We start from the raw sequence: 24,172 nt of genomic DNA, 5'->3' as shown, positions 1-24,172 counted from the left end.
TGCAAGAAAAAAACGCATGGAATTTTAATTTCTCATGCGTTTTATTTCCTCTTAAGAATAAACAGGGCAGTTTGCTGCTGCTATAAGTGCATCTTACCCTTTCATTTCTTCTTCTCTGACATCCATAGATTCATACATCGCCTCCAGCCATTCAAATACCGGCTGGAAAAATTGATCCGGAGCACTTAAGTTGTCCGGTGCAGCATCCATTACTTTTTTCTTTTCTGCTTCATTCAATTTTTCGTATTTGTCTTTAAGCGTATGTGTCTGACCCGCGTACTTTTTCAGCTCATAAAGAAAATCATTTAACTCCTCCATATGGCTACCTCCTTTTACTGTATATTACCTAAAACAACAGAAGTAAAACATGCAGTTTCGGAAGGTTTGTCATACTTTTAGTCTATCGATGAGTTTTTCTTGGCGGCCATTCCATTTTGCCAAGAGAAGATGGAGTAAAATATGCTGAAGAATATTGCTTCTTAGCTCCTTGCGTACCCTGTGTTTTTGGGGGAGTCCACCCGATATAGTCGTAGATTACTCGTTTTGCCTGTGACAAGGACATTTTAGCTCGCGGATTTCTATAATTATTATCAAGAGATCCCAAATGGTCAAGGTCTTTAAAATCTTGTTTTGTTGGAGGTATATGAAAATAATATTCATCTACTTTAACTAGCAGGGTGGAGTGCTGATTGCTCAATTTCGGATGATTGGAAAAGTGAAGTCCTATTTTTACCGCCTGATTCTTTTTTAACAGTTGACTTATTGCTTCTTTTTTCATGGAATATAAATGTTTTGGGTTTGGCGCTGTTTTTGCGTGACGGTTAATGGTATATAATGCTTTAGCTATGTCATTTAGTGCCGTTTCCTCCGACATACAGTTATCCCCCTTCCTTCTTCAGCTGTCAGCCTTCCAATATATTTGAGGCAAACCGCTTTTATTTACCGAAGTATCAAAATATGACGGCATAGCTTGTCTTTATCCTATCGTAAAGCGTTTACTTATGCAAGTACCTATCAAAAGTTACGGAAAATTGTTCGAAAAACTGAATTGATCAAAGTTTGCTGCCGGAAAGATGATTTGAACAAAAAATTAAGAGGTGCATTCCCCTGAAGGCAGTTCCGGAAAATCTATTTTAAAAGACTATCCCAAAAATACAATGGAATAGTCAAGAAAAGTTAATACATACTGCTGATATCTTCTACAATTTGCTCCATGGCTGCAGCCTCCGTGCCTGTATACATGTTAATGGCATTGCCTTCCGGTGAAATCAGGAAAAAACGTATTGTGTGCATCATTTGGTCAGAATCCGGTTCTTTTTCCAATGAAGATTTGAAACTATCTACGGAGAATGACTGAATCTCTTCAAAGTCGTAACCCGTGAGGAAATGCCAATTATCAAAGGACGCCCCCCTCGATTCCCCAAATTCCTTTAAAGCTTCCGGTGTGTCTCTTTCCGGATCAGCTGTAAAAGATACGAGCTTAACATCATCCAATCCGGCTTCACTTAATTGTGATTGTAAACTGGCCATATTGGAGGTCATGGGCGGACAAACAGTTTCACAGTTTGTAAAGATAAAGTTGGCAACCCAAAATTCACCATCCAAATCGCTTTTGCTTACTTCTTCATTATCCTGATTAATGAAGGTGAAATCTTCTATTTCAAAGGATATTTCACCTTCATACTGCTCGCCTCCACAGGCGGTTAACAAAAGAAGTATGCCGGGAAACAGCAATAATATAGAGAAAAAATTTCTATTTATCATATTCTATCAGCTCCGCGGTAAAATTTTTATCATAGTTTATCATGTAATGGCCGGAAATACTATGTATAAATTGTTAACAATTAGTAATGCCGCACTGTTACAATGAGCTGCTGTTTTCCAGTGTAAACAAGTGAATTTCCGGCTGGCATAAAAATCTGTATGGCAGCCTGGTCGTACCTATTCCTTTATTTACATATAAATCCAGCTTTCCATTTTGGAGTGTGTATTTTCCTTCCACATATTTTTCGGCATAGGCAGGAGTGTATACATGTCCAAGAAAGGGAAAGCGTATTTGGCCGCCATGGCTATGTCCCGACAATTGGACATCCACGGGAAATTTTATGGTTTTATCGGCATAATCCGGTTCGTGGGCCAGCAATATCGTAAATAGATCAGGGTTTCCATTTTGCAAGGCCTTTTCTATATCGGGTTTGCCGAGCAGTACATCATCAATTCCTGCCAATATAAATCGTTCATTTTCTTTTTCGATAAGCACATGGCTGTTTTGCAATAGTGTAAAATCAGCCTGCTTCATTACATCAAGGACAATTTCTGTACCATATCCGCCATGATCGTGGTTTCCGTATATCCAATACTTTCCATGTCCCGCCCGCAGTGATCCCAGAATATCAATGAGCCTGGGATTCCAGTCATACAAATGAGGAGAATCGACCAGGTCGCCAGTAAAAACGATTATGTCCGGCTGCAGGTCATTAATGGTTCCTGCCAATTCTTTTAATTGATCCAGGGAATATTGAAAACCAAGATGGGTATCCGAAAACTGTACAATTTTAAATTGATTAAACGCCGGTGAAATAGATGGGAAGGAAATTATATTTTCATTTACATGTAATAATCCAGTCTCGATTTCCCTGGCATAATAATAAGTTGATCCACTTAAGCCAAACACGGCAAGCACACTTCCCAAAGCCTTTTTTAAGAAAGACCGTCTATTCATAATTTCAGTCCTTTCCTGGTCCATAAAACAAAATTATAACATGAATTGATCAAAACCAGCATTGTTTGCCCAGTATCCATTTATCCGTTTAAGCATATATTAATTACAAACAGATGATCCATGTGAAAAGCATCATTTTGGTAAATTACATTTAAAGTCACAAAAAAAGGAAATTTATCTGTAACAAATAATGTAAGACTTCTGTAAAGCAGATTTCTTTTATATTTAATGGGGCAGAGCAATACTGCCGTAAAAAATACATATTCTGTCAGCTGCTGTTGTGTAAATAAAATTAACTTTGGGCAGCTTTCTAAAAAGTTCTAAGTTTTTCTTTTTTAGAAGTCTGAGGGGGTGATAAATTTGGTTATCTGCTTGAATCAATCTCCTTAAAATAAAGACAAAATTCATCCAAAATCACTCATTATTTTTTTGCTCACCTATGATATATGGTAAACTAAATATGGTGATAAAAAAATACTTAAATCTGTTCATTGAAATATATGTACTTTGGTAATCACGCTATTTAATCTGTGTCCAAATACAAATTTAGATGGGTGAAAGAAAATAAGGGGGCGCTTATGATGAGTACGTTACAGGAACAACATTTAGCATCCACCATGGTTGGAGACTTAATGATCTCCTCGGAAAAAGTTGCGCATGTTCAAGTGAATAATCCTCTGGAGCATGCACTTCTGGTACTTGTTAAATCTGGCTATTCCGCTGTACCGGTTCTGGATTCTTCCTACCGGCTGGTAGGCATTATCGGAAAAACGGTTATATTAAATCAAATACTGGGACTGGAACGTTTTGAATTTGAAAAGCTCTCGGATATGCGTGTACATGAAGTTATGAGTAAGGATATACCACAATTAACAAAAGAGGATACATTGGTGAAAGGCATGAACACATTAATCAATTACCCGTTTGTATGTGTTCGGGACAAAGATGGCTATTTTGATGGCATTTTGACCAGAAGAGCAATCTTAAAACAAATTAAAAAGGATATATATACTGCAAAAAAAGAGACAGAATAAAATGTTGCATACTTGCTGATTCATAAAGTTTTAAACATATATATAGGAGTACTCTTCCTAAACTTGGACAAAAAAGCTTCGAAAGCAGCACTGCACAGTAAAAATTGTTGAGCAAATGCTTGCCGCCATTACGTTTTACACACAAAAACAAGGCAAATAACTCTTTTAGCGGCAAGCCGGATTACCGCAATCAGCATTGTAAATACCACAGCATTATGGTCTCGGGAAAACAGTTTTCAAAGCTTCAAGTAAAATGATTAGCCAAAATTTGTACAAGCTGTTATTTTTATTTATGAATTTAGTTGTGAATTCGGCTAGAGTTTTCCGGGATTCGTCAGGGATTACGGATTATAAATTTTTTATGGGAGGTGAAACCTGGTTAAATTAAGTCGGTCCGAAATAATTTATAACACTTTTAGATAACCAGGTAGACATATGGGAGAAAAAATAAGAATTGGAATCAACGGTTATGGTAATTTAGGGAGAGGGGTAGAATTGGCTATCCGGCAAAATAGCGATATGAAGCTTGTTGCCGTATTTACAAGGAGAGACCCTGAGACAGTTCAATTGCTGGATCCGGAAGTGAAAGCCGTGCATGTTTCAGAGGCGGAAAAATACACAAATGAAATAGATGTTATGATTCTTTGCGGGGGTTCTGCAACAGATCTGCCAGAACAGGGTCCGGAGTTTGCAAAACTGTTTAATACGATTGACAGCTATGATACTCATGCAAAGATACCTGAATATTTCCCTGTAATGGATGAGGCTTCAAAGTCAGGAAATAAAATTAGTATTATTTCCGTCGGCTGGGATCCGGGCGTGTTTGCCATGAATCGCCTGCTGGGAGAAGCTATCCTTCCGGAAGGGGATACTTATACATTTTGGGGCAAAGGACTTAGCCAGGGACACTCGGATGCAGTCAGAAGGGTAAATGGTGTAAAGGATGCTGTTCAGTATACCATACCAATTGAAGAAGCAGTTGACCGCGTTAGAAATGGCGAAAAACCGGAATTATCAACAAGAGATAAACATCTGCGTGAATGCTATGTTGTACCGGAAGAAGGTGCAGATGTAAAGAGAATTGAAGAAGAAATTAAAACTATGCCGAATTATTTTGATGAATATAATACTGTAGTAAATTTTATTACAGAAGAAGAGCTTGCAGAAAATCATTGGAAAAAAGTGCATGGCGGATTTGTGATCCGCAGCGGGAAAACCGGGGAGGATACGGACCAGCTGATTGAGTATTCCTTAAACCTTGACAGTAATCCGGAATTTACGGCCAGCGTGCTTGCAGCTTACGCCCGGGCTGCCTACAAACTAAATAAATCCGGAGACGAGGGTGCGAAAACCGTTTTTGATGTTCCAATCGGGCTATTATCACCTAAGACGCCGGAACAGCTCAGGAAAGAACTGCTGTAAATAAATTCTCTGCAGTCTCCCTTTTATCTTATATAGATTGACACATTAAAAGGAAGATATATATGCCTGCATTTGAATACATCTCCTGATTAAAAAGTGTCATTATCGTTATTGTATATCTTCTGCATGAATGTAAAAACTATAGGTAATCATGTATAGAGGAGGCAATAAAATGGCACGTATAGGCATAGAGGAGTCATTGACAGATGTGAAGGAAGCATTAATGGAAATGGGACATGAAGTGGTTATTTTGCGTTCCAGTGAAGATGCAGCTTACTGTGACTGCTGTATTATTACCGGCCAGGATAAAGATATGATGGGTATGGCTGACACAAGCATTGCCGGACCAGTTATAAATGCGCAGGGAGCGAGTGCTCAGGAAGTATGCGACATGGTGAATGACAAACTGAGTTAAACAAAAAAGTTTGCCTGTAAAACGACATAGAGAACAACATTAAAAAATAACAGGAGGATTCCTTCTGTTATTTTTTAATGTTGTTATTAGGATGGTTGGATGCGTCGTGTACAAGGGCCACAAGCATATTTTAGTCAGGTGGAATTCTCAGGCGGATCATTGAATGAAAAAGCAAAATTGATATACGTATCCGGTGTAAAAATATAGAAAAGCATTCTGCCTTCTGCCGAAAGCGGTCTGCAGGTTTAATTTACATGAAATTTTTCAAGCTTATTCCATAAAGAAAACAATATCTTTAACCCCTTTCTTCCATACAGAATAGAAGAAACTTTTTATTTAAAAAAACATATATAAATATGAATGGAATAGAGAAGTAAATGGAAACGAGGAGGTTACGGATGAAACTGAGAGATGAATTACCTGCTTTGACGGGTGCAACTGCATGGCTAAATAGTAGAGAAATTAAAAAAGATGAGCTTATCGGAAATAAACCGGTATTAATTCATTTCTGGTCTGTAAGCTGTGATTTATGTAAAAGATCAATCCCACGGATTCAAAAGCTGCGAAACATATATAAGGATGATTTAGCAGTCATAGCTGTTCATATGCCGCGATCCGAGAAAGATTTGGATATGGATCTCATTAAACAGACAGCAGCAGCAAATAAGATGACTGAACCGGTATTTGTAGATGGGGAAGAAAAGCTTACAAAAGCATTCGCAAATCGCCAGGTACCTTCCTTTTACTTATTTGATGCCGGGGGAAGCCTGCGCTATCTTCAAAAGGGAAGCGGGAACGTTCAAATGTTAAAGAATCGTCTGGAACGGCTGGTCAAATAAATACGCTTAAAATTGGCACCGGTGTTATTTAAAAACACTGGTGTTTGCCTGTTTAAAGATCATAACTTTTTCACCAGCATGTAAAAGATAAATATAATTTTACTTGCAAAAGCGGTACAGGCATTGGATAATTAAGTATATTTCTTTTGTGAAAATATGTACATGCACATTTAAAAATAAAATTAAAAAAATTTAGCAAAAACTATAGATATTTATTTCGGAAACCGTTATATTAGTAATTACGTATAAGCATCGGAGGGGGAAATCTCTTTGGATACATTTAAAAAACTGAAAGAATTTTACTGGCCTTATAAAAAGTATTTCTTTTTATCTTTGTTTTTTTTACTATTTATAACCTCAATTACTGTTGTATATCCCATTGTATTGCAGCAGACAATCGATAACGTTGTACTTGCAGATCAATACGAATTAATACCTTATATTTCCGGTATCTTTTTTGTTTTAATGTTTATTAAAGGGATTGCAACATTTTATCATCAGTATTTGGGTGATTTATTTGGTGTAACGTCAGTGTATAAATTGCGGGAAGCTTTATATGATAAACTCCAGGTCCTGTCTTTTAAATATTATGACAACGCCAGAACTGGTGATATTATGTCACGGCTTACACAGGATGTAGAAGGGTTTCGGTTTTTTCTTTCACTTGGCTTTGCAGAACTGTTGCGGATTGTGTTATTAATCCTGATAAGCCTGAGTGTAATGTTCTATTATTCCGTACCGCTTGCGATTGTAACAATGGCCGCAATGCCATTTTTGGCGTTGGTTGTGTATCGGTTTGATAAACGGGTTCATCCGGCATTCCGGAAGATCAGAAAGTCCATGGGGCAACTGAATACACGCGTACAGGAAAACATCAGCGGCATGAACACAGTGAAATCATTATCCAGAGAGGATTTTGAAATAGACCGCTTTTCTTCAAGTAATGATCATTACCGGCAGAAATATTTAAATACAGCAAAAATATGGTCGAGGTATTTTCCGTTAATGGAATTTATCGGTAATGTGTGTGCTGTTGCATTATTGGCATATGGCGGATATCTTGTGATTAGCGGGGGGCTTACTCCCGGCGCATTAGTGGCCTTTTTTAGCTTAGTTTGGTATATATTAGGTCCGCTGATGAACCTTGGGTTTATTATTAACTTGTTCTCCCAGGCAAAAGCCTCGGCAGAACGGCTGCTTGAAATTTTGGATGCCAAAGAAGATATTGTGGAAAAAGAAAATGCCATCAGTCAGCCGATTACAGGTCATGTGACCTTTAACGATGTTACACTGACATATACCGAAGATGATGATGCAGCTTTAAAAAATATCTCCTTTGATGCACCGCCGGGAAAAGTAATCGGGTTGATTGGTGCTACGGGTGCTGGTAAAACAAGTATTACCCAGCTTATTACCCGCTTTTATGAACCGGAAAAGGGCGAAGTGCTTGTCGATGGAAACCCTGTTGCAGAATATGATTTAAAAGTTTTGCGTAATGGAATCGGTTTTGTATTGCAGGAACCTTTTTTATTTTCCACTACAATTAAGGAAAATATTGCTTATGGAAATCCTGAAGCTTCAAATGCACAAATTATTGATGCGGCAAAACGGGCACAGGCTCATGAGTTCATTATGGAAATGCCAAAAGGTTATGATACCATGCTGGGCGAGCGGGGGATGGGGTTATCCGGCGGTCAGAAACAGCGGATTGCCATTGCAAGAGCTATATGCATCAATCCGAGTATTTTAGTGCTGGACGATGCTACTTCTGCTGTAGATATGGAAACAGAATTTAAAATACAAAAAGCATTAAAAGAAGTAATGAAAGGGCGGACGTCATTTATCATTGCTCACCGAATTTCTTCCTTAAAGCATGCGGATGAAATCCTTGTACTGGAAGAAGGAAGCATTGCGGAGAGAGGAACGCATGAAGAACTGATTCATAATAATGGGACTTATGAAAGGATCTATAATATTCAATATCAGGACAGGAAAGAAATTATGAATACAGCAGCACTTTAAGGGGGGATATAATTGGCTCAAAGGATAAATAAATCAAATGAAAGCAAACATCTTGAACGGTTTCACTATACATTGGATCATGCCGTAGAAAAGCCATTTAACTGGCAGCAAATGTGGCGGCTGCTTATTTATTTAAAACCTTATTCCAAAACCTACTTGCCCGCTGCAATTATTGCAATGCTCGTTTCTACCATTGTTCGATTAGTTGTACCAATATTAATTGGTAAGGTTGCTATCGATGTAGCAATAGCGAACGAAGATGTAACCATGCTTACGTATTTGGTTATTGGCATAGGAATCCTTTATTTAATAAGTTATGCAGGCAATGTATATCGGATAAAATGGGTCAACATACTCGGCCAGAATGTAATTTATGATCTAAGGCAGCATTTATTTTCCCATGTCCAGCACTTGTCGCATCGTTTTTTCGATTCACGCTCAGCAGGCTCCATATTAGTAAGAATCATGAATGATATCAATTCATTGCAGGAGCTGTTTACTAACGGAATCATTAATCTGCTGATGGATATTATTACCTTGACAGGGATTATTGTTATTTTATTTGTGCTTAGTCCAAATCTCGCGATAGCAGTGATGATTGTGCTGCCATTAATGTTTTATATTTCCACCAAGCTGAGAAGAAACATCCGCCGGTCATGGCAGGACGTGCGCATCCAGCAATCCCGGATGAATTCCCATTTAAATGAAGGACTACAGGGTATGCGGATTACGCAATCCTTTACGCAGGAAAAAGAAAATGCTGCATATTTCGCAGGCGTAAATGAAGCAAATTACAGCAGCTGGAAAACTGCAACAAAGAAAAGTGCCATGTTTCGTCCATTTGTGGAAATGAGTAATGCCATTGGCACCATCATCCTCATTTCCTACGGAGCATACTTAATTCTGAATGGCGGGATTGAAATCGGAACCTTTGTTACCTTTGCATTTTTCCTTGGTATGTTCTGGGAGCCGATCTCCCGTCTCGGCCAGGCTTATAATCAGCTGTTAATGGCAATGTCGGCTTCAGAGCGGATATTTGAATTTCTGGATGAAGAACCAAATGTAGAGGAAAAGGAAAATGCCCATGTGTTTAAAAAGATGCAGGGAAGAATTACGTTTGACAGGGTACAATTTTCCTATGATCAAGATAGAATCGCATTGCATGAAATATCGTTGGAAATAAAGGAAGGTCAAACCATTGCGCTTGTTGGCCATACGGGAAGCGGAAAATCCACCATTGCAAATCTGATCAGCCGATTTTACGACCCTACAAAAGGTGCAGTTAAAATTGATGGTCACGATTTAAAAGATGTTAAACTTGACAGTCTTCGAAAAAAAATAAGTGTTGTCCTGCAGGATACCTTTATATTTTCCGGAACGATTATGGAAAATATTCGCTTCGGAAGACCGGATGCTACGGATCAGGAAGTAATAAATGCAGCAAAAGTTGTAGGAGCTGATGATTTCATTCTGCGGATGGGTGATGGCTATGAAACGGAAGTAGAGGAAAGAGGGAATATTCTATCTGCAGGAGAAAGACAATTGTTGTCTTTTGCAAGGGCTTTGCTGGCTGATCCCAGTATCCTCATTCTTGACGAAGCAACAGCAAGCATCGATACGGAAACGGAAGTGAAAATCCAGGAAGCATTGGGAAAACTGCTGAAAGGAAGAACCGCAATTATTATTGCACATAGATTGTCCACGATTAGAGAGTCCGACAATATTTATGTACTGGAAAATGGTAAAATACTGGAAAACGGCAATCATGCTGAACTAATGGAAAAACGCGGGGAATACTATGGGTTGGTTAAATCCCAATTTCAAATGCTTGATGCGATGTAAAATAAAAAGGGGCAGTTCAAAAAGGACTGCTCCTTATTTTTTTGCTTTGTTTCATGGGAATAGAACTTCTCCCACCTTCAATAATTTGGGAAATTATGGGCTTCTCAAAAAGAGAAAAAGCCACAGTGCCAAATAAGCATACTGTGACTTTTTTATCTTGTCCCGGTTGGTCAGCCGGTCCATTTTTGTATTTTAGACTTCCATAATGATTGGCAGTACCATAGGTCTGCGTTTAGTTCTTTCGTAAAGAAATGGTGCAATGGTGTCTGTAATCTCATTCTTGATTTCAGACCATTGGTTGGTTCTTCGTTCCATCAGTTTATTCAGATGGGAATGAACAAGCTTTTGTGCTTCATTTATTAGGTCTTCCGATTCCCGCATATATACAAAGCCGCGTGAAATAATATCCGGACCGGAAGCAAGTTTGAATTCCTTCATATTAATGCTTACAACAACGATAACCAGACCTTCTTCTGATAATATGCGCCGGTCTCTTAGTACAATATTGCCGATATCACCGATTCCGCTGCCATCCACATACACAGAACCGGAAGGGATTTTTCCGGCAATAATGGCCTGATCCTTCCCGAGTGCCAGTACATCTCCATTATCCATAACAAAAGAGTTTTCCGGTTTTACATCACAGGCTGTGGCAAGCTTGGTATGCTCCTTTAACATCCGGTATTCACCATGAATTGGCATAAAGAATTTTGGTTTCATTAATCGGAGCATCAACTTTTGTTCTTCCTGACTTCCATGACCGGAAGTGTGAATATTATTTAATTTGCCATGAATCACATCTGCTCCAGCACGATACAGCTTATTAATCGTTTTACTTACACTCACCGTGTTTCCAGGGATTGGAGATGAGGAAAATACGACGGTATCGCCGGGAATAAGCTGGATCTGCCGATGCGTGCCATTGGCAATTCTGGAAAGTGCTGCCATTGCCTCGCCTTGAGAGCCTGTACAAAGGATGGTTACTTCATGCGCAGGGAGGCGGTTCAATTCATTGGAGTCTACAAAGGTGTCTTTCGGAGCCTGAATATAGCCCATTTCCTGTCCGAGATTAATGGCGGATTCCATACTCCGGCCGAATACAGCCACTTTGCGGTTATATTTTACCGCGGACTCAATAACCTGTTGAAGCCGGTAAATATTTGAGGCAAAGGTTGCAAATATTAATCTGCCATCTACCCGGCTGAAAATTTCATTAATACTTTCTCCTACCACTCTTTCAGACATTGTAAAACCGGGCACTTCACTATTTGTACTGTCTGAAAGCAGACAAAGCACGCCTTCTTTGCCTATTTCGGCCATTTTTGTTAAATTAGCCGCTTCACCGACCGGGGTGAAGTCAAATTTAAAGTCACCGGTATGCACGATATTTCCCGGTGGGGTTTTAACAACAATGCCGAATGCATCTGGGATACTATGAGTTGTACGGAAAAACCCAACGGATGTTTTACGGAATTTAATGACATCGTCTTCCTGAATAGTATTTAGTTTTGTACTTCTTAATAATCCATGTTCCTCGAGTTTATTTTTAATTAGTCCGATTGCGAGTTTACCTGCATAAATAGGCACATTTATTTCTCTGAGAAGGTAAGGAATACCTCCGATATGGTCTTCATGACCATGGGTTATGAACAGACCTTTAATTTTATCCTGATTTTGGACGAGGTACGTATAATCCGGAATAACGTAGTCAATTCCAAGCAATTCATCTTCAGGGAATTTCATCCCTGCATCAATAATGATGATTTCATCCTGAAATTGAACTCCATAGGTGTTTTTTCCGATCTCACCCAATCCGCCAATCGCGAAAACAGCTGCCTGATCATTTTTTACAAATTTCATTTTCTAGACATTCTCCAGGGTAAAGTTTTCGGATTGTTTTTCATAAGCTAAATGTGCGTCATTTAATGCATGGATATACTCGATATTAACATTGTGGTCATTAATTTTTTCACGGACTTCTCTTATAGTGTCTGCCTCTACATAAAAGGCTTTTGTACGTTCTCTTACAGGAATTTCATCTTTCAGTTCCTGGTATAATACTTTAAAAATCAAAATTATCCCTCTCCTAACAAATTTCTTGTATTCTTAAATTGGTATACTATTTAGCAGATGGAAAATTTGTTTCCCATCTGCACCAATTTTTGTTTTGGCGCCTGCCATCATCTTAAATTGCACCCCTGAATTGAAATGGCAAAGACAGGGGCATTATCAATATGACTGGCTGCGCATGACTTTGAATTAATTTCCGTTTATTAATTCACATCCGTAAGCATCTATCATCATAGTACCCCAATTAGCAGCGGTTAAAAAGCATAAGACCTGCTTTCTGCAAGAATGTAAACAAGGCATTCGCTGTAATCGCACTCCAGCGTATGAAGTCTTTTCATAAAGGTAAATACACTTTCAATAATCCTTTTAGCGAATAACCGAGTTTTTTAATGATTGGTAAAATCCATGGTAGTTTTTTTACAAGTTGTAGGTACCCGTCCACGGCCAATAAAATCTTTCCAGCGTTTCTTGAGCTTTTCTTTCAGGCGTTTTAGCATCACCATACGCTCCTTTCAACTTTTTAAGAAAAGCAACAAAAACGTTCTACCGATCCAATCCCTCTTACTATATAGTATAGTATGATTTGTGGAATATGGAAATAAAAACACGTCATTTGTAATAAAAATTTATTAATTATCGCTGAAAACCTGCATTTCGACTACTGTATATTTATTTTTTACATCGATAAGATTCTTATACACCATTCTTCCAAAAAGAAAAGAGAAAACGGCTGCTGATGTTTTTACTACTCAATCGGTTTTGCATTATCCGGTACTGCATAAGGGGTTTCATTATTTATATGGTCATAAAACATAATTCCGTTTAGATGATCAATTTCATGCTGTACAACGATTGCTGCGTAACCTTTTAAGCGGAGTTTTACTGTTTCGCCGTTCTGGTCCGTGGCTTTTACTGTAATCCGTGCGTATCTGGGAACATACCCTTCTACATTGCGGTCAACAGATAAACATCCTTCTCCTCCGGCCAAGTAAGCCTTTTCCACAGAATGACTGATAATTTTCGGATTAACCATCCCATAGCTGTAATGCTTCCCGTTTAAATCATCAAAATGTACAGCGATCAGCCGTTTATTGATGCCCAGCTGTGGCGCCGCCAGTCCGACTCCGGGGCGCAAACTGTATTTTTCAGCAATTTCCTCATTCTGGCTATTTTTTAAAAAAGTCAGCATTTCCTCTAATAAATGTTTATCTTCATCACTTATAGGAACTGATACTTCCTCAGCAACCGCTGTTAAAGAAGGATGTCCTTCCCGAACAATATCTTCCATTGTAATCATACAAAGTCACTCCCGATCAGAAATTTCGCATTCGCACATTTTTTCATTCGCACATCTATTAATGATGTGTTCTTATACTTAAGACCTAAAAAAATTATACTTTCTCTCTTGAAAAAATAAAAACATCAAATTGCTTTCTTTTTAACATTTCATATTCTAACATATTAAACATATATTAATTACAGATTTGCAATAGAACTGCTTTGTATTTTCAATATATTTCTCTATATTATATCATGGAAAAACATGTTATACTGTGAAAATGAGTTAGGGTATGCGGGAAATAAAGGGGGAAAATATATGAAGAAAACCTTACTGAAGAAAATCTTATTGTTGGTCATAGCTGGTGCGTTTGTTCTGTTATCCGCCTGCAGCGAGAGTACCGAAGAGCAAATACATAATCATTTAGAAGAAGCGGTTGCTCAAGAAGCAGAATTTGAAGAGCAGCAAGGGCAAATTACTGAATTGGAGCAGAGGGAACAGGAATTATACAATGAAATAATCCAGCTTGATATGGAAGAATTTGATCAAATTCAGGAACTTTCAGAAGAAGCACTTGAAGTTATCGATGAACGTGCGGACAAAATAACCCAGGAAAGGGAAAGTATAGCATCCTCACATGAAACTTTTCAAATGACAGAAGACTTAATTGCGGAACTGGATGAAGATGTAAAAGAAAAAGGGGAGGAAATGTATAACGTGATGGAAAGCCGTTATACTGCTTATTACAATCTGTTTGATGCCTATATGAACTCCCTCGAATTGGAAAGAGAAATGTATGAAATGCTGCAGCAGGAAGATACGGAACAGGAATCGCTAAACGAGCAGATTAACAGCATTAATGAAAGCTATCAGTCTGTACTTGATTATAATGACCAGTTTAATGAATATACAGTGGAATATAATGAATTAAAACAGGAGTTTTATGACGAGGCAGATCTCAATGTTACCTATGAAGAAAATGAGACTGAAGAACCGGAAGAGGAGGAAGAAAATTAATCCTCTCCCGAAGCGGTATCTTTATATTTTTTCGGATCAGGACCAGGAAGCGTCCATGATCCGTTTTTTTTATACAATAAAAATATGTAAAATTCCAGCTGAGAAGTGGCTCGAAGCAACTGGATTTTCAGGTCCCAATTATAAGAAAAAAAGAAAAATTGACGCATTCATTTAAAGCCGGCTGAAGGCGAGTTTTTCTATGGGAATAATTTTAGTCAAATATTAATACAGCCATACAAACCGGCTGTAACAGTTAAAATAAAGCGCTTTCGATATTTAATTGGCAAGTAAATAAATTGAATCAAACTAATTGACCTATTGTGATGAATATACTACTATTAAAATTAGATTCAAATTGTACTAATTCATTTTGCTTTATTTATATAACAGTTTTATGCAGAGAAGCTATTCGGGATTAGTGCAAAATGAAAAAGGGTAAAAGAATAGAAGGATTGTGTACAGATTTTTTCGGGTTTTGGGGAAGCTAGAAAATAATATATCACTATAAGGTAAAAGAAAGGAAGAGGTGACCCATTTTGAAACCAGTATTGGAAAATGTGGAAAAACAATTTGAGATGTACCAGATTCTGAATGAAGATGGAAAAATAGTCAATAAAGAGGATGTTCCTGATTTAAGTGATGATGAGCTAAAAGAGCTGATGAAACGGATGGTATATACCCGCATACTTGATCAGCGTTCCATTGCTTTAAACCGTCAGGGACGCCTCGGATTTTATGCGCCTACTGCAGGTCAGGAAGCATCACAGCTTGCAAGTCAGTTTGCTTTGGAAAAAGAAGATTTTATCCTGCCCGGATACCGTGATGTTCCCCAGCTAATCTGGCAAGGACTGCCATTGTATCAGGCATTTCTATTCTCCAGAGGGCATTTTCATGGAAATCAGATGCCGGAAGACCTCCAGGCATTAAGCCCGCAGATTATTATCGGAGCGCAGTATGTACAGGCTGCAGGTGTAGCGCTGGGCATGAAAAAACGCGGCAAGAAAAACGTTGCTGTTACGTATACAGGGGATGGCGGAACATCCCAGGGCGATTTCTATGAAGGAATTAACATGGCAGGTGCATATAATGCTCCGGCAATTTTCTTTGTTCAGAACAACTATTTCGCTATCTCCGTGCCGGTAGAACTGCAGACAGCAGCAAAAACCCTTGCCCAGAAATCTGTAGCGGCAGGTATAGAAGGCATTCAGGTGGACGGCATGGATCCGCTGGCTGTTTATGCAGTTACAAAGCACGCCCGTGAGCGCGCAATTAACGGTGAAGGTCCAATGCTGATTGAGACTCTAACCTATCGTTATGGTCCGCATACCATGGCTGGGGATGATCCTACAAGGTACCGTACAGAAGACCTTGATAATGAATGGGAGAAAAAAGATCCGATTGTCCGCTTCCGTAAATATTTAGAGGAAAAAAATCTTTGGTCTGAAGAAGAAGAGAATGAAGTAATCGAAGGCGCGAAAGAGGATATTAAAAAAGCGATTAAAAAAGCGGATGAGTATCCGAAACAGAAAGTAACGGATCTGATCGAAAATATGTTTGAAGAGCTTCCGGCAAATCTGGAAGAGCAAATGGAAGAATATAAAGAAAAGGAGTCGAAGTAAATCATGGCACAAATGACAATGATTCAAGCAATCACGGATGCGATGCGCACCGAATTGAAAAATGATGAAAACGTGCTTGTATTTGGCGAAGACGTCGGTCAAAACGGCGGAGTCTTCCGTGCAACGGAAGGACTTCAGAAAGAATTCGGGGAAGAACGTGTTTTTGATACACCGCTGGCTGAATCAGGCATTAATGGCTTGGCCATCGGTTTGGCATTGCAAGGCTATCGTCCTGTACCCGAAATTCAATTCTTCGGCTTCGTATATGAAACGATGGACTCCATAAATGGACAGATGGCCCGTATGCGCTATCGTTCAGGAGGAAGATGGACTTCGCCAATCACCATTCGTTCTCCATTTGGAGGCGGTGTTCATACACCTGAATTGCATGCAGATTCACTTGAAGGACTTATAGCCCAGCAGCCGGGAATTAAAGTTGTCATTCCTTCTACGCCTTATGAGGCGAAAGGATTGTTGATATCTTCTATCCGTGATAACGACCCGGTAGTATTTCTGGAGCATATGAAGCTGTATCGGTCTTTCCGGGAAGAGGTTCCGGAAGAGGAATATACTATTGAACTTGGTAAGGCAAAAGTGAAACGCGAAGGGAAAGATGTAACATTAATTGCCTATGGAGCAATGGTTCATACTGCCCTGAAAGCTGCAGAAGAGCTTGAAAAAGATGGTGTGGATGCAGAAGTGATCGACCTTCGCACTGTTTCACCAATTGATATCGAAACGATTATTGAATCTGTGCAAAAAACAAATCGTGCTGTAGTTGTTCAGGAAGCACAGCGTCAAGCGGGAGTTGCTGCAAATGTAGTATCTGAAATTCAGGAAAGAGCAATTCTCCATCTGGAAGCACCGGTATTACGTGTTACAGCTCCTGATACAGTTTATGCATTTTCCGAAGCGGAAGAAGTATGGCTGCCAAATCACAAAGACGTCATAGAAAAAGTCAATGCAGTAATGAACTTTTAAAAAATGAGATAGGAGGCAGAAAACATGGCTTTTAATTTCAAACTCCCTGATATCGGTGAGGGAATTCACGAAGGTGAAATTGTTAAATGGTTCGTCAAAGAAGGCGATGAAGTAAAAGAAGATGACGTGCTGTGTGAAGTGCAAAATGATAAAGCAGTCGTAGAAATCCCTTCCCCTGTAGATGGAACGGTAGAAAAATTGCATGTGGAAGAGGGCACTGTAGCCATTGTGGGCGACACACTGATCACCTTTGACGCAGAAGGATATGAAGATCAGGACGCCGATGATGAGGGGGCATCTGAAGAAGCTGATCAAAAAGAAGAAAAAAATGAAGAACCGGATGCTGATACAAAAAAAGAGACAGAATCCAAGCCCAAATCAGACGACGGGGAAGATAAACGCGTCATCGCCATGCCATCTGTAAGAAAATATGCCCGTGATAACGATGTAAATATTAAAGAAGTAGAAGGCACAGGGAAAAATGGCCGCATTACAAAAGAAGATGTAGATCAATTCCTGAGCGGAGAAAAACCTGCAGCAGTTTCAGACGCAGCGGATAAAGAGAAAGAAACAGCATCAGCGGCAGCTGCAGTTCCAGAAGGTGCATATCCTGAAACCCGTGAGAAAATGTCAGGAATCCGCAAAACAATTGCAAATGCAATGGTTAACTCAAAAACGAAGGCACCACATGTTACATTAATTGATGAAGTAGATGTAACCGAGCTGGTGGCACACCGCAAGAAATTTAAAGAAATTGCAGCAGAGCAGGACATTAAATTAACCTATTTACCATATGTTGTAAAAGCGCTGATTTCCGCTTCCAAAAAATATCCAATTCTTAATGCTGCCATGGATGATGAAAAAGAGGAAATCATTCATAAACATTACTACAATATCGGTATTGCGGCAGATACAGATAGAGGATTATTAGTACCGGTAGTAAAAGATGCCGATCGTAAATCTATCTTTGATATTTCAAGCGAAATCAATGAATTGGCAGAAAAAGCCCGAAGTGGTAAACTAACATCTGAAGAGATGAAAGGTGCTTCAAATACAATAACAAATATTGGTTCAGCAGGAGGGCAGTGGTTTACGCCTGTACTGAATTACCCTGAAGCTGTTATTTTGGGTATTGGACGTATCGCAGAGAAGCCAATTGTCCGAAACGGTGAGGTTGTAGTTGCACCAGTACTTGCATTATCATTTGTATTTGATCATCGTATTATTGATGGAGCAACCGCTCAACTTGCTCTAAATCAAATTAAACGATTGCTGAACGATCCACAATTAATAATGATGGAGGCGTAAAATTATGGTAGTAGGAGATTTTCCGATTGAGGTAGACACATTAGTGGTTGGAGCTGGTCCGGGCGGCTATGTAGCTGCTATTCGGGCTGCTCAGCTCGGACAAAAAGTAACCATTGTCGATAAGGAAGCGCTTGGCGGAGTTTGTTTAAACGTTGGATGTATTCCTTCTAAAGCTTTAATTGAGGCAGGTCATATGGCGCAAAATGCTTTTGGAAATGAAGATTTGGGCATTAAAACAGAAAATGTAACCATTGATTTTGCAAAAGTTCAGGAATGGAAAGGCGGCATTGTGAACAAATTGACTTCCGGTGTGGAAGGCCTGCTTAAAGGAAATAAAGTGGATATTTTAAATGGAGAAGTTTATTTTGTTGATAAAAACACAGCAAAAGTAATGGATGAAAAAAACTCACAAACCTATACATTTAATAACTGTATTATTGCAACAGGGTCTTCGCCGATTGAAATTCCCAGCTTTAAGTTCTCCGGCCGGGTTCTGGATTCAACAGGTGCGCTCAACCTGGAGGAGATTCCAGAAAAAATGGTGGTCATTGGCGGAGGATATGTAGGAACCGAGCTTGGCTCAGCATATGCAAACTTTGGCACGAAAGTAACTATTCTGGAAGGTGCCAAAGATATTCTTGGCGGTTTTGAAAAACAAATGACACAGGTTGTTAAGAAACATCTGAAGAAGAAAGATGTTCAAATCGTTACCGAGGCCATGGCCAAAGGTGTAGAAGAAAAAGATGACGGTGTCACAGTAACGTATGAAGTAAAAGGAAAAGATGAAACAGTGGATGCCGACTACGTACTGGTAACAGTAGGCCGCCGTCCGAATACTGAAGAGATTGGCCTTGAGCAGGTTGGAATAGAAAAAGATGATAAAGGTCTTATTAAAATAGATGAACAGTGCCGTACAAGTGTCGATAATATCTATGCTATCGGTGACGTTGTCGCCGGGCCTGCACTTGCACATAAAGCTTCCTATGAAGGGAAGGTAGCAGCAGAAGTGATCAGCGGGGAAAAATCAGTGATCGACTATCTCGGAATCCCTGCAGTAGCATTCACGGACCCGGAACTTGCAACGGTTGGCTACAATGAAAAAGAAGCCAAAGATGCAGGGTATAAAGTGAAAGCTTCCAAGTTCCCGTTTGCTGCAAACGGAAGAGCCCTTTCACTAAACAGTACTGACGGATTTCTTAAACTGATAACCCGTGAAGAAGACGGTCTGGTAATAGGAGCCCAAATTGCAGGGGCTAATGCCAGTGACATGATTGCTGAAGTCGGGCTGGCAATTGAGGCGGGAATGACTGCAGAAGACATTGCTCTAACCATCCACGCACATCCAACATTGGGCGAAATTACAATGGAAGCAGCAGAAGTAGCGCTGGGAACGCCAATTCATACAATGAAATAAATGATAAATACTAGTTCAGCAGTATCAGAATAAATGAAAACCGGCGGGAAAATTTTATTTTCTCACCGGTTTTTTCGTTTACCCTGGAAAATAGCTAAATATGGCGGCAGTTAAATATCTTTAAACAGCCAATTCAAGGATGGTTTTCGGTTTAACACCAGTATTGGAGGAATGACTTTCTCTGAGTAAATGTATATGACAATGGACAGAACTTACTATTTCTCCATCGTCAGTTCCAAATGCTTAATTATCTCTTTTTTTGGGGTTTTTCCTGACAATTCCTTCACAGTCTGTCCATTTTTTGTGATTAGTAATGTTGGATTTTCATCATTGCCGACAGAGAAATTCGTTTCATGTGTTGATGTTGCTTTAGATGAAACCTGATTAAATTCCGAGGGATATTTTGCCTTCAATTCAATAATTGCGTCTAAGTATATTTCCTCCATGTTTGTTTTTGATTGATCCGTTAAAAGAATAACATCGTAATCTGACGGATGAAAGGTAATTATCTCAATTTTTTCAGCGGGTTGCTGACATGAGGCAAGAAAGAGTAAAAAAAGGACTAAAAGGAAAGCAGTTTTCTGCAGCATCACGGTCACCTTTCTTTTATAGAATCGATATAAAATTTCTTCCTCCAGCTTGTATAATTGCTCATAATTTAGAAATTGGAGTAAAGTCAGGTATCTGGTTGTGATAAACCATCTCTGTTATTATGTGATTTAGTTTAACAGAAAAAAAGGTAACAGCAGGACTTGTTATCAAACTGTTAATAAACTGAAAATCAATTGTAGCGTTGGAAATAGAATAAACATAAAAGGATGGATGGCTGAAAACTCACATTCACTCCGTGTGTAGTTATCCTTATACTATACGCCTGGCTTCTATCGTTGAATCCTAAGTTGAAAAAAAGGTTAGACCTGGTCTAACCTTTTGATTTGTTGTTTTCTATTGCCTCTTTTTCCTGTCCGAATGCTTTCATTAAAGATATAATTATCAACAGCATAATGATGGCAAAGGGGAATGCTACAATAATTGATGCTGTCTGCAAAGCAATCAAACCTCCCTGCCAAAGGAGAACGGCAGCTGCACCTGATTGAATAAGCCCCCAAACAAACTTAACACTATTTGGAGGGTAAAGGCTTCCTCCCGTTGTTTGCATGCCGAGCACAAATGTCGCAGAGTCTGCAGAAGTAATAAAGAATGTGCTTATAAGAAGAATGGCAATGGCTGATACTAATGTACTCAATGGAAAATATTCCAATACAGCAAATAAAGCTGCTTCCTCCCCGGTTTGTTCAATCTGTTGGATAATGTTGGCGCCTTCAAAAAACTCCAAATTTAATGCGGAACCGCCAAAGACGGAGAACCAAAACCCGCCAACGATGGCTGGTACCAATAATACGCCTGATACAAATTCTCTGACTGTTCTCCCGCGTGAAATCCTTGCAATAAACGTGCCAACAAAAGGCGCCCATGCGATCCACCATGCCCAGTAAAAAATTGTCCAGCCATTGATCCAATCGGTATTGTCCTCATTAAAAGGAGTCATGCGAAAACTCATGCTGGGCAGATTTTGCAAATAGGTTCCAAAAGTATTTGTGAACAGATTCATAATAAAATTTGTCGGTCCTAAAATCAGCAGAAAAAGCATGAGTAATAATGCAAGGACCAAATTTGTGTTGCTTAAATACTTTATTCCTCTATTTAGACCTGTCATTGCGGAAGTTAAAAATAAAACGGTTACTATGGCAATAATAATTAATTGCAATACAGAAGATTGTTCTATATTAAATACAGAGGAGACACCTCCACTGATTTGAATAGCCCCGAGACCAAGCGACGTAGCAACACCGAATATGGTGGCGAATACAACAATGACATCAACTGTTGTTCCCCAGCCGCCTTTTATATGTTTTCCAAACAGGGGCTCCAAAGTTGCACTGACCACACCGGATGATTGCCTGCGGAATTTGAAGTAGGCTAATGCCAATGCTAGTGTGGCATAGGTTGCCCAAGGATGAAATCCCCAATGAAAAAAACTGTATTGCATTGCTGTTTTAGCAGCTTCAATTGTACCTGCTTCCCCATAAGGAGGATCATGAAAATGTGAAAGAGGCTCAGCTGCCCCCCAAAAGACTAAACCAATTCCCATTCCTGCACTAAAAAGCATGGCAAACCAGGTTAGATAATTATACTCCGGCTTATCATTCGCCTTTCCAAGCTTAATTTTCCCGTATTTCGAAAAAATTAAGTAAACTGCAAATACGACAAATATGGAAGCACTCATTAAATAAAACCAGCCAAATTCGCTAACAAGAAAATCCTGAATGATAGTTGTTACATTATCCAGATTTGCGTTTGGGAGTATGCTTTCAGGAATGATGCCCCAGATAATAAAAAGAAAAGCAATGATTGCTGAAATATAAAATACAACTGTAACTTTTTTCATATTTAAACATCCTTTCTGCAAATTATTTATGTAATCCTTTCCGTATTTAAACATAAGATAAAATGTGCTTCAACTAAGTGCTATACATACTGTTCCCCATATAAATAAAATCAATCCAGCTTTAATCAAAATGAAACGATGGGAAATGAGTTCCGGAAAAATATTATGAAAGAATAATAGAATGATGTAAACTGTAGAAAGACCCACATTCACACTTACACATCGGAGGAAAGACAATGAAACAATTACTTTTTATTCTTATTTTTACTATAGGACTTACGATTGCAGCCTGCGCCAACCCGTCCCAAGAACAGGAAAAGGGGAAGTCTCCCGAACTGAAAAACCAAGGAACTGTGGAACAAAGTGAAGAGAATGCGGATGAGTTCCCAGAGGAAGAAGAAGTTTCAGGAACAGAGGAAAAAAACGATGAAGGGCCGGAAGAGAGTAAAAACAGCGATGATAATAGCGAAAGTCCAGCTGCACCGCAATACATGGTTTCAGATACTTGGTCCATTGTTCCCAAAGATGATGCAGAGGAAAAAGTGGTATTGCTGACGATTGATGATGCACCTGATGGACATGCACTTCAAATGGCTGAAACCTTATACGAATTAGATGCAAATGCTATCTTTTTTGTTAATGGTCATTTCTTAAATACACCAGAAGACGAGGAAATCCTAAAAAAAATTCATGATATGGGATTCCATATAGGTAACCATACAAACACGCATCCATTTTTGCCTGATATTCCGGAAGGTGAACAGACAGAAGAGATTATTGGTCTGAGTGACCGCATTGAAGAAATTGTTGGGGAGAGGCCGAGGTTTTTCAGGGCACCTAATGGAGCCAACACTGAGCACGTGATAGATTTAGTCGAGGAAGAGGGTATGACTTTAATGAACTGGTCATACGGATATGATTGGGAAGAGGAATATATGTCTAGCGGTGCTATAGCGGATATTATGGTCAATACAGAACTGTTGGGCAACGGTGCAAACCTGCTCATGCATGACAGAGAATGGACAGCCAAAGCGCTTGGTGACATTGTTCATGGTCTCAGGGACCAAGGCTATGAAATTGTTGACCCGGGTTTAATTGAATGATTTTTCCGGGTAATCAGGAAAATCAGATAAACATAACCGGCAACAGCCGAAATGAATCTATCCAAAAAACTGATGGGAAATATTTTTATATACCCATCGGTTTTTTATTTGAACACTAAGGAGTATAAAATTTCAGCAACAATACAGCAACAATATAGCAACAATGTAGCAAATGTTTATGGTGGGACGAGGAACAGCTGTCCCGCAGTCCCAAATGTTTATGGTGGGACGAGGAACAGCTGTCCCGCAGTCCCAAATGTTTATGGTGGGACGAGGAACAGCTGTCCCGCAACCCAAATGTTTATGGCGGACGGGAATAGCGGTGATTTATAATAGGTAAATAAAATATCATATATATTAATTGTGATACACTAATCGGGGTTGATTTTCATAATAATACATCATATAATGTTATTAAGCTATTCTAATTAAAAAGGAGTTGGCCTCCATGGGTACGATCGTTTGTCAGGATTGTCAAAAGGTTATCGAACATTATAATGAAGTGAAGGTAACTACACTATATAGTACTTGTCCAACTTGCAATGAAAATAAATCCAAAAAATAAAGGGCTGATATGCTCCCCTTAAGGTAGACAGATTAAAAATAAAAATCTGTTTCTATCTTAGGGGGAGTTTT

The 24,172-nt window shown here is 39.1% G+C and carries 22 protein-coding genes; 13 read left to right on the top strand and 9 right to left on the bottom strand.

What is annotated here, in order from left to right; translation table 11 throughout:
- Positions 1-93 precede the first annotated feature (93 nt).
- From GHD25_RS13990 to GHD25_RS13975, 4 genes are all read right to left on the bottom strand, one after another.
- Complete coding sequence (locus GHD25_RS13990; RefSeq protein WP_164217888.1) at positions 94-318, bottom strand: hypothetical protein; 225 nt, start codon at positions 316-318, stop codon at positions 94-96.
- Between the two features lie 82 nt (positions 319-400).
- Positions 401-874, bottom strand: a complete 474-nt coding sequence (locus GHD25_RS13985; protein WP_164217886.1) for a YkyB family protein — start codon at positions 872-874, stop codon at positions 401-403.
- Between the two features lie 302 nt (positions 875-1,176).
- Positions 1,177-1,764 (bottom strand): SCO family protein, encoded by a 588-nt coding sequence (locus GHD25_RS13980; protein ID WP_164217884.1) that lies wholly within the window; start codon positions 1,762-1,764, stop codon positions 1,177-1,179.
- Positions 1,765-1,861: 97 nt separating this feature from the next.
- On the bottom strand, positions 1,862-2,722 hold the full coding sequence (locus GHD25_RS13975; RefSeq protein ID WP_164217881.1) for a metallophosphoesterase: 861 nt from the start codon (positions 2,720-2,722) through the stop codon (positions 1,862-1,864).
- A 581-nt stretch (positions 2,723-3,303) separates the two neighbouring features.
- On the opposite strand from GHD25_RS13975, the gene cbpB reads away from it, so the two are divergent.
- The 6 genes from cbpB to GHD25_RS13945 all read left to right on the top strand — a co-directional run bounded on the left by cbpB (position 3,304) and on the right by GHD25_RS13945 (position 10,296).
- Positions 3,304-3,756 (top strand): cyclic-di-AMP-binding protein CbpB, encoded by a 453-nt coding sequence (gene cbpB / locus GHD25_RS13970; protein ID WP_164217879.1) that lies wholly within the window; start codon positions 3,304-3,306, stop codon positions 3,754-3,756.
- A 435-nt stretch (positions 3,757-4,191) separates the two neighbouring features.
- On the top strand, positions 4,192-5,178 hold the full coding sequence (locus GHD25_RS13965) for a diaminopimelate dehydrogenase (RefSeq protein WP_164217877.1): 987 nt from the start codon (positions 4,192-4,194) through the stop codon (positions 5,176-5,178).
- 172 nt (positions 5,179-5,350) lie between these two features.
- Positions 5,351-5,593 (top strand): YkuS family protein, encoded by a 243-nt coding sequence (locus tag GHD25_RS13960; protein WP_164217875.1) that lies wholly within the window; start codon positions 5,351-5,353, stop codon positions 5,591-5,593.
- Between the two features lie 398 nt (positions 5,594-5,991).
- Entirely contained in the window at positions 5,992-6,432 is a 441-nt protein-coding gene (locus GHD25_RS13955) for a TlpA family protein disulfide reductase (RefSeq protein ID WP_164217873.1), read from the top strand.
- Between the two features lie 270 nt (positions 6,433-6,702).
- Complete coding sequence (locus tag GHD25_RS13950) at positions 6,703-8,454, top strand: ABC transporter ATP-binding protein (protein ID WP_164217871.1); 1,752 nt, start codon at positions 6,703-6,705, stop codon at positions 8,452-8,454.
- 111 nt (positions 8,455-8,565) lie between these two features.
- On the top strand, positions 8,566-10,296 hold the full coding sequence (locus tag GHD25_RS13945) for an ABC transporter ATP-binding protein (RefSeq protein WP_462943811.1): 1,731 nt from the start codon (positions 8,566-8,568) through the stop codon (positions 10,294-10,296).
- Between the two features lie 192 nt (positions 10,297-10,488).
- Here the strand turns inward: GHD25_RS13945 and rnjA are convergent, their stop codons facing one another.
- The 3 genes from rnjA to def form a co-directional block, all read right to left on the bottom strand.
- Complete coding sequence (gene rnjA / locus GHD25_RS13940) at positions 10,489-12,156, bottom strand: ribonuclease J1 (protein WP_164217867.1); 1,668 nt, start codon at positions 12,154-12,156, stop codon at positions 10,489-10,491.
- A gap of 3 nt (positions 12,157-12,159) precedes the next feature.
- Positions 12,160-12,369 carry a DNA-dependent RNA polymerase subunit epsilon gene (locus GHD25_RS13935; RefSeq protein ID WP_164217865.1) on the bottom strand — a complete coding sequence of 70 codons (210 nt, stop codon included), beginning with the start codon at positions 12,367-12,369 and terminating at the stop codon, positions 12,160-12,162.
- 742 nt (positions 12,370-13,111) lie between these two features.
- Positions 13,112-13,663, bottom strand: a complete 552-nt coding sequence (def, locus tag GHD25_RS13930) for a peptide deformylase (protein WP_164217863.1) — start codon at positions 13,661-13,663, stop codon at positions 13,112-13,114.
- 300 nt (positions 13,664-13,963) lie between these two features.
- Here def and GHD25_RS13925 point away from each other — a divergent pair, with 300 nt between their 5' ends.
- From GHD25_RS13925 to lpdA, 5 genes are all read left to right on the top strand, one after another.
- Positions 13,964-14,662: a YkyA family protein gene (locus GHD25_RS13925; protein ID WP_164217861.1), complete on the top strand. Its 699-nt coding sequence runs from the start codon at positions 13,964-13,966 to the stop codon at positions 14,660-14,662.
- Positions 14,663-15,198: 536 nt separating this feature from the next.
- The gene (gene pdhA / locus GHD25_RS13920; RefSeq protein WP_164217859.1) at positions 15,199-16,281 is read left to right on the top strand and encodes a pyruvate dehydrogenase (acetyl-transferring) E1 component subunit alpha; all 1,083 of its coding nucleotides are present in this window, start codon (positions 15,199-15,201) and stop codon (positions 16,279-16,281) included.
- Positions 16,282-16,284: 3 nt separating this feature from the next.
- Positions 16,285-17,262 carry an alpha-ketoacid dehydrogenase subunit beta gene (locus tag GHD25_RS13915; RefSeq protein WP_164217857.1) on the top strand — a complete coding sequence of 326 codons (978 nt, stop codon included), beginning with the start codon at positions 16,285-16,287 and terminating at the stop codon, positions 17,260-17,262.
- 24 nt (positions 17,263-17,286) lie between these two features.
- The gene (locus GHD25_RS13910; protein ID WP_164217855.1) at positions 17,287-18,570 is read left to right on the top strand and encodes a dihydrolipoamide acetyltransferase family protein; all 1,284 of its coding nucleotides are present in this window, start codon (positions 17,287-17,289) and stop codon (positions 18,568-18,570) included.
- Positions 18,571-18,574: 4 nt separating this feature from the next.
- Complete coding sequence (gene lpdA / locus GHD25_RS13905) at positions 18,575-19,984, top strand: dihydrolipoyl dehydrogenase (RefSeq protein WP_164217853.1); 1,410 nt, start codon at positions 18,575-18,577, stop codon at positions 19,982-19,984.
- A 215-nt stretch (positions 19,985-20,199) separates the two neighbouring features.
- Here lpdA and GHD25_RS13900 read toward each other — a convergent pair whose 3' ends face one another.
- Positions 20,200-20,577, bottom strand: a complete 378-nt coding sequence (locus GHD25_RS13900; protein WP_164217851.1) for a pilin — start codon at positions 20,575-20,577, stop codon at positions 20,200-20,202.
- Positions 20,578-20,906: 329 nt separating this feature from the next.
- Complete coding sequence (locus tag GHD25_RS13895; protein ID WP_164217849.1) at positions 20,907-22,433, bottom strand: glycine betaine uptake BCCT transporter; 1,527 nt, start codon at positions 22,431-22,433, stop codon at positions 20,907-20,909.
- Between the two features lie 236 nt (positions 22,434-22,669).
- Here GHD25_RS13895 and GHD25_RS13890 point away from each other — a divergent pair, with 236 nt between their 5' ends.
- Positions 22,670-23,536, top strand: a complete 867-nt coding sequence (locus tag GHD25_RS13890; RefSeq protein ID WP_164217847.1) for a polysaccharide deacetylase family protein — start codon at positions 22,670-22,672, stop codon at positions 23,534-23,536.
- A gap of 448 nt (positions 23,537-23,984) precedes the next feature.
- Positions 23,985-24,101, top strand: a complete 117-nt coding sequence (locus tag GHD25_RS13885; protein ID WP_164217845.1) for a GapA-binding peptide SR1P — start codon at positions 23,985-23,987, stop codon at positions 24,099-24,101.
- The last annotated feature ends 71 nt before the right edge of the window (positions 24,102-24,172 follow it).

This window comes from Virgibacillus aidingensis (assembly GCF_010994035.1).
Classification (GTDB): Bacteria; Bacillota; Bacilli; order Bacillales; family Amphibacillaceae; genus Virgibacillus_N.
This window is presented reverse-complemented; position numbering and strand designations above follow the sequence as displayed.

What these genes read in the sequence shown, in the direction of transcription:
- GHD25_RS13990 (WP_164217888.1), bottom strand. Translation starts at nt 318, where the DNA reads ATGGAGGAGTTAAATGATTTTCTTTATGAGCTGAAAAAGTACGCGGGT.
- GHD25_RS13985 (WP_164217886.1), bottom strand. Translation starts at nt 874, where the DNA reads ATGTCGGAGGAAACGGCACTAAATGACATAGCTAAAGCATTATATACC.
- GHD25_RS13980 (WP_164217884.1), bottom strand. Translation starts at nt 1,764, where the DNA reads ATGATAAATAGAAATTTTTTCTCTATATTATTGCTGTTTCCCGGCATA.
- GHD25_RS13975 (WP_164217881.1), bottom strand. Translation starts at nt 2,722, where the DNA reads ATGAATAGACGGTCTTTCTTAAAAAAGGCTTTGGGAAGTGTGCTTGCC.
- cbpB (WP_164217879.1), top strand. Translation starts at nt 3,304, where the DNA reads ATGAGTACGTTACAGGAACAACATTTAGCATCCACCATGGTTGGAGAC.
- GHD25_RS13965 (WP_164217877.1), top strand. Translation starts at nt 4,192, where the DNA reads ATGGGAGAAAAAATAAGAATTGGAATCAACGGTTATGGTAATTTAGGG.
- GHD25_RS13960 (WP_164217875.1), top strand. Translation starts at nt 5,351, where the DNA reads ATGGCACGTATAGGCATAGAGGAGTCATTGACAGATGTGAAGGAAGCA.
- GHD25_RS13955 (WP_164217873.1), top strand. Translation starts at nt 5,992, where the DNA reads ATGAAACTGAGAGATGAATTACCTGCTTTGACGGGTGCAACTGCATGG.
- GHD25_RS13945 (WP_462943811.1), top strand. Translation starts at nt 8,566, where the DNA reads ATGTGGCGGCTGCTTATTTATTTAAAACCTTATTCCAAAACCTACTTG.
- rnjA (WP_164217867.1), bottom strand. Translation starts at nt 12,156, where the DNA reads ATGAAATTTGTAAAAAATGATCAGGCAGCTGTTTTCGCGATTGGCGGA.
- def (WP_164217863.1), bottom strand. Translation starts at nt 13,663, where the DNA reads ATGATTACAATGGAAGATATTGTTCGGGAAGGACATCCTTCTTTAACA.
- GHD25_RS13925 (WP_164217861.1), top strand. Translation starts at nt 13,964, where the DNA reads ATGAAGAAAACCTTACTGAAGAAAATCTTATTGTTGGTCATAGCTGGT.
- GHD25_RS13915 (WP_164217857.1), top strand. Translation starts at nt 16,285, where the DNA reads ATGGCACAAATGACAATGATTCAAGCAATCACGGATGCGATGCGCACC.
- GHD25_RS13910 (WP_164217855.1), top strand. Translation starts at nt 17,287, where the DNA reads ATGGCTTTTAATTTCAAACTCCCTGATATCGGTGAGGGAATTCACGAA.
- lpdA (WP_164217853.1), top strand. Translation starts at nt 18,575, where the DNA reads ATGGTAGTAGGAGATTTTCCGATTGAGGTAGACACATTAGTGGTTGGA.
- GHD25_RS13895 (WP_164217849.1), bottom strand. Translation starts at nt 22,433, where the DNA reads ATGAAAAAAGTTACAGTTGTATTTTATATTTCAGCAATCATTGCTTTT.
- GHD25_RS13890 (WP_164217847.1), top strand. Translation starts at nt 22,670, where the DNA reads ATGAAACAATTACTTTTTATTCTTATTTTTACTATAGGACTTACGATT.
- GHD25_RS13885 (WP_164217845.1), top strand. Translation starts at nt 23,985, where the DNA reads ATGGGTACGATCGTTTGTCAGGATTGTCAAAAGGTTATCGAACATTAT.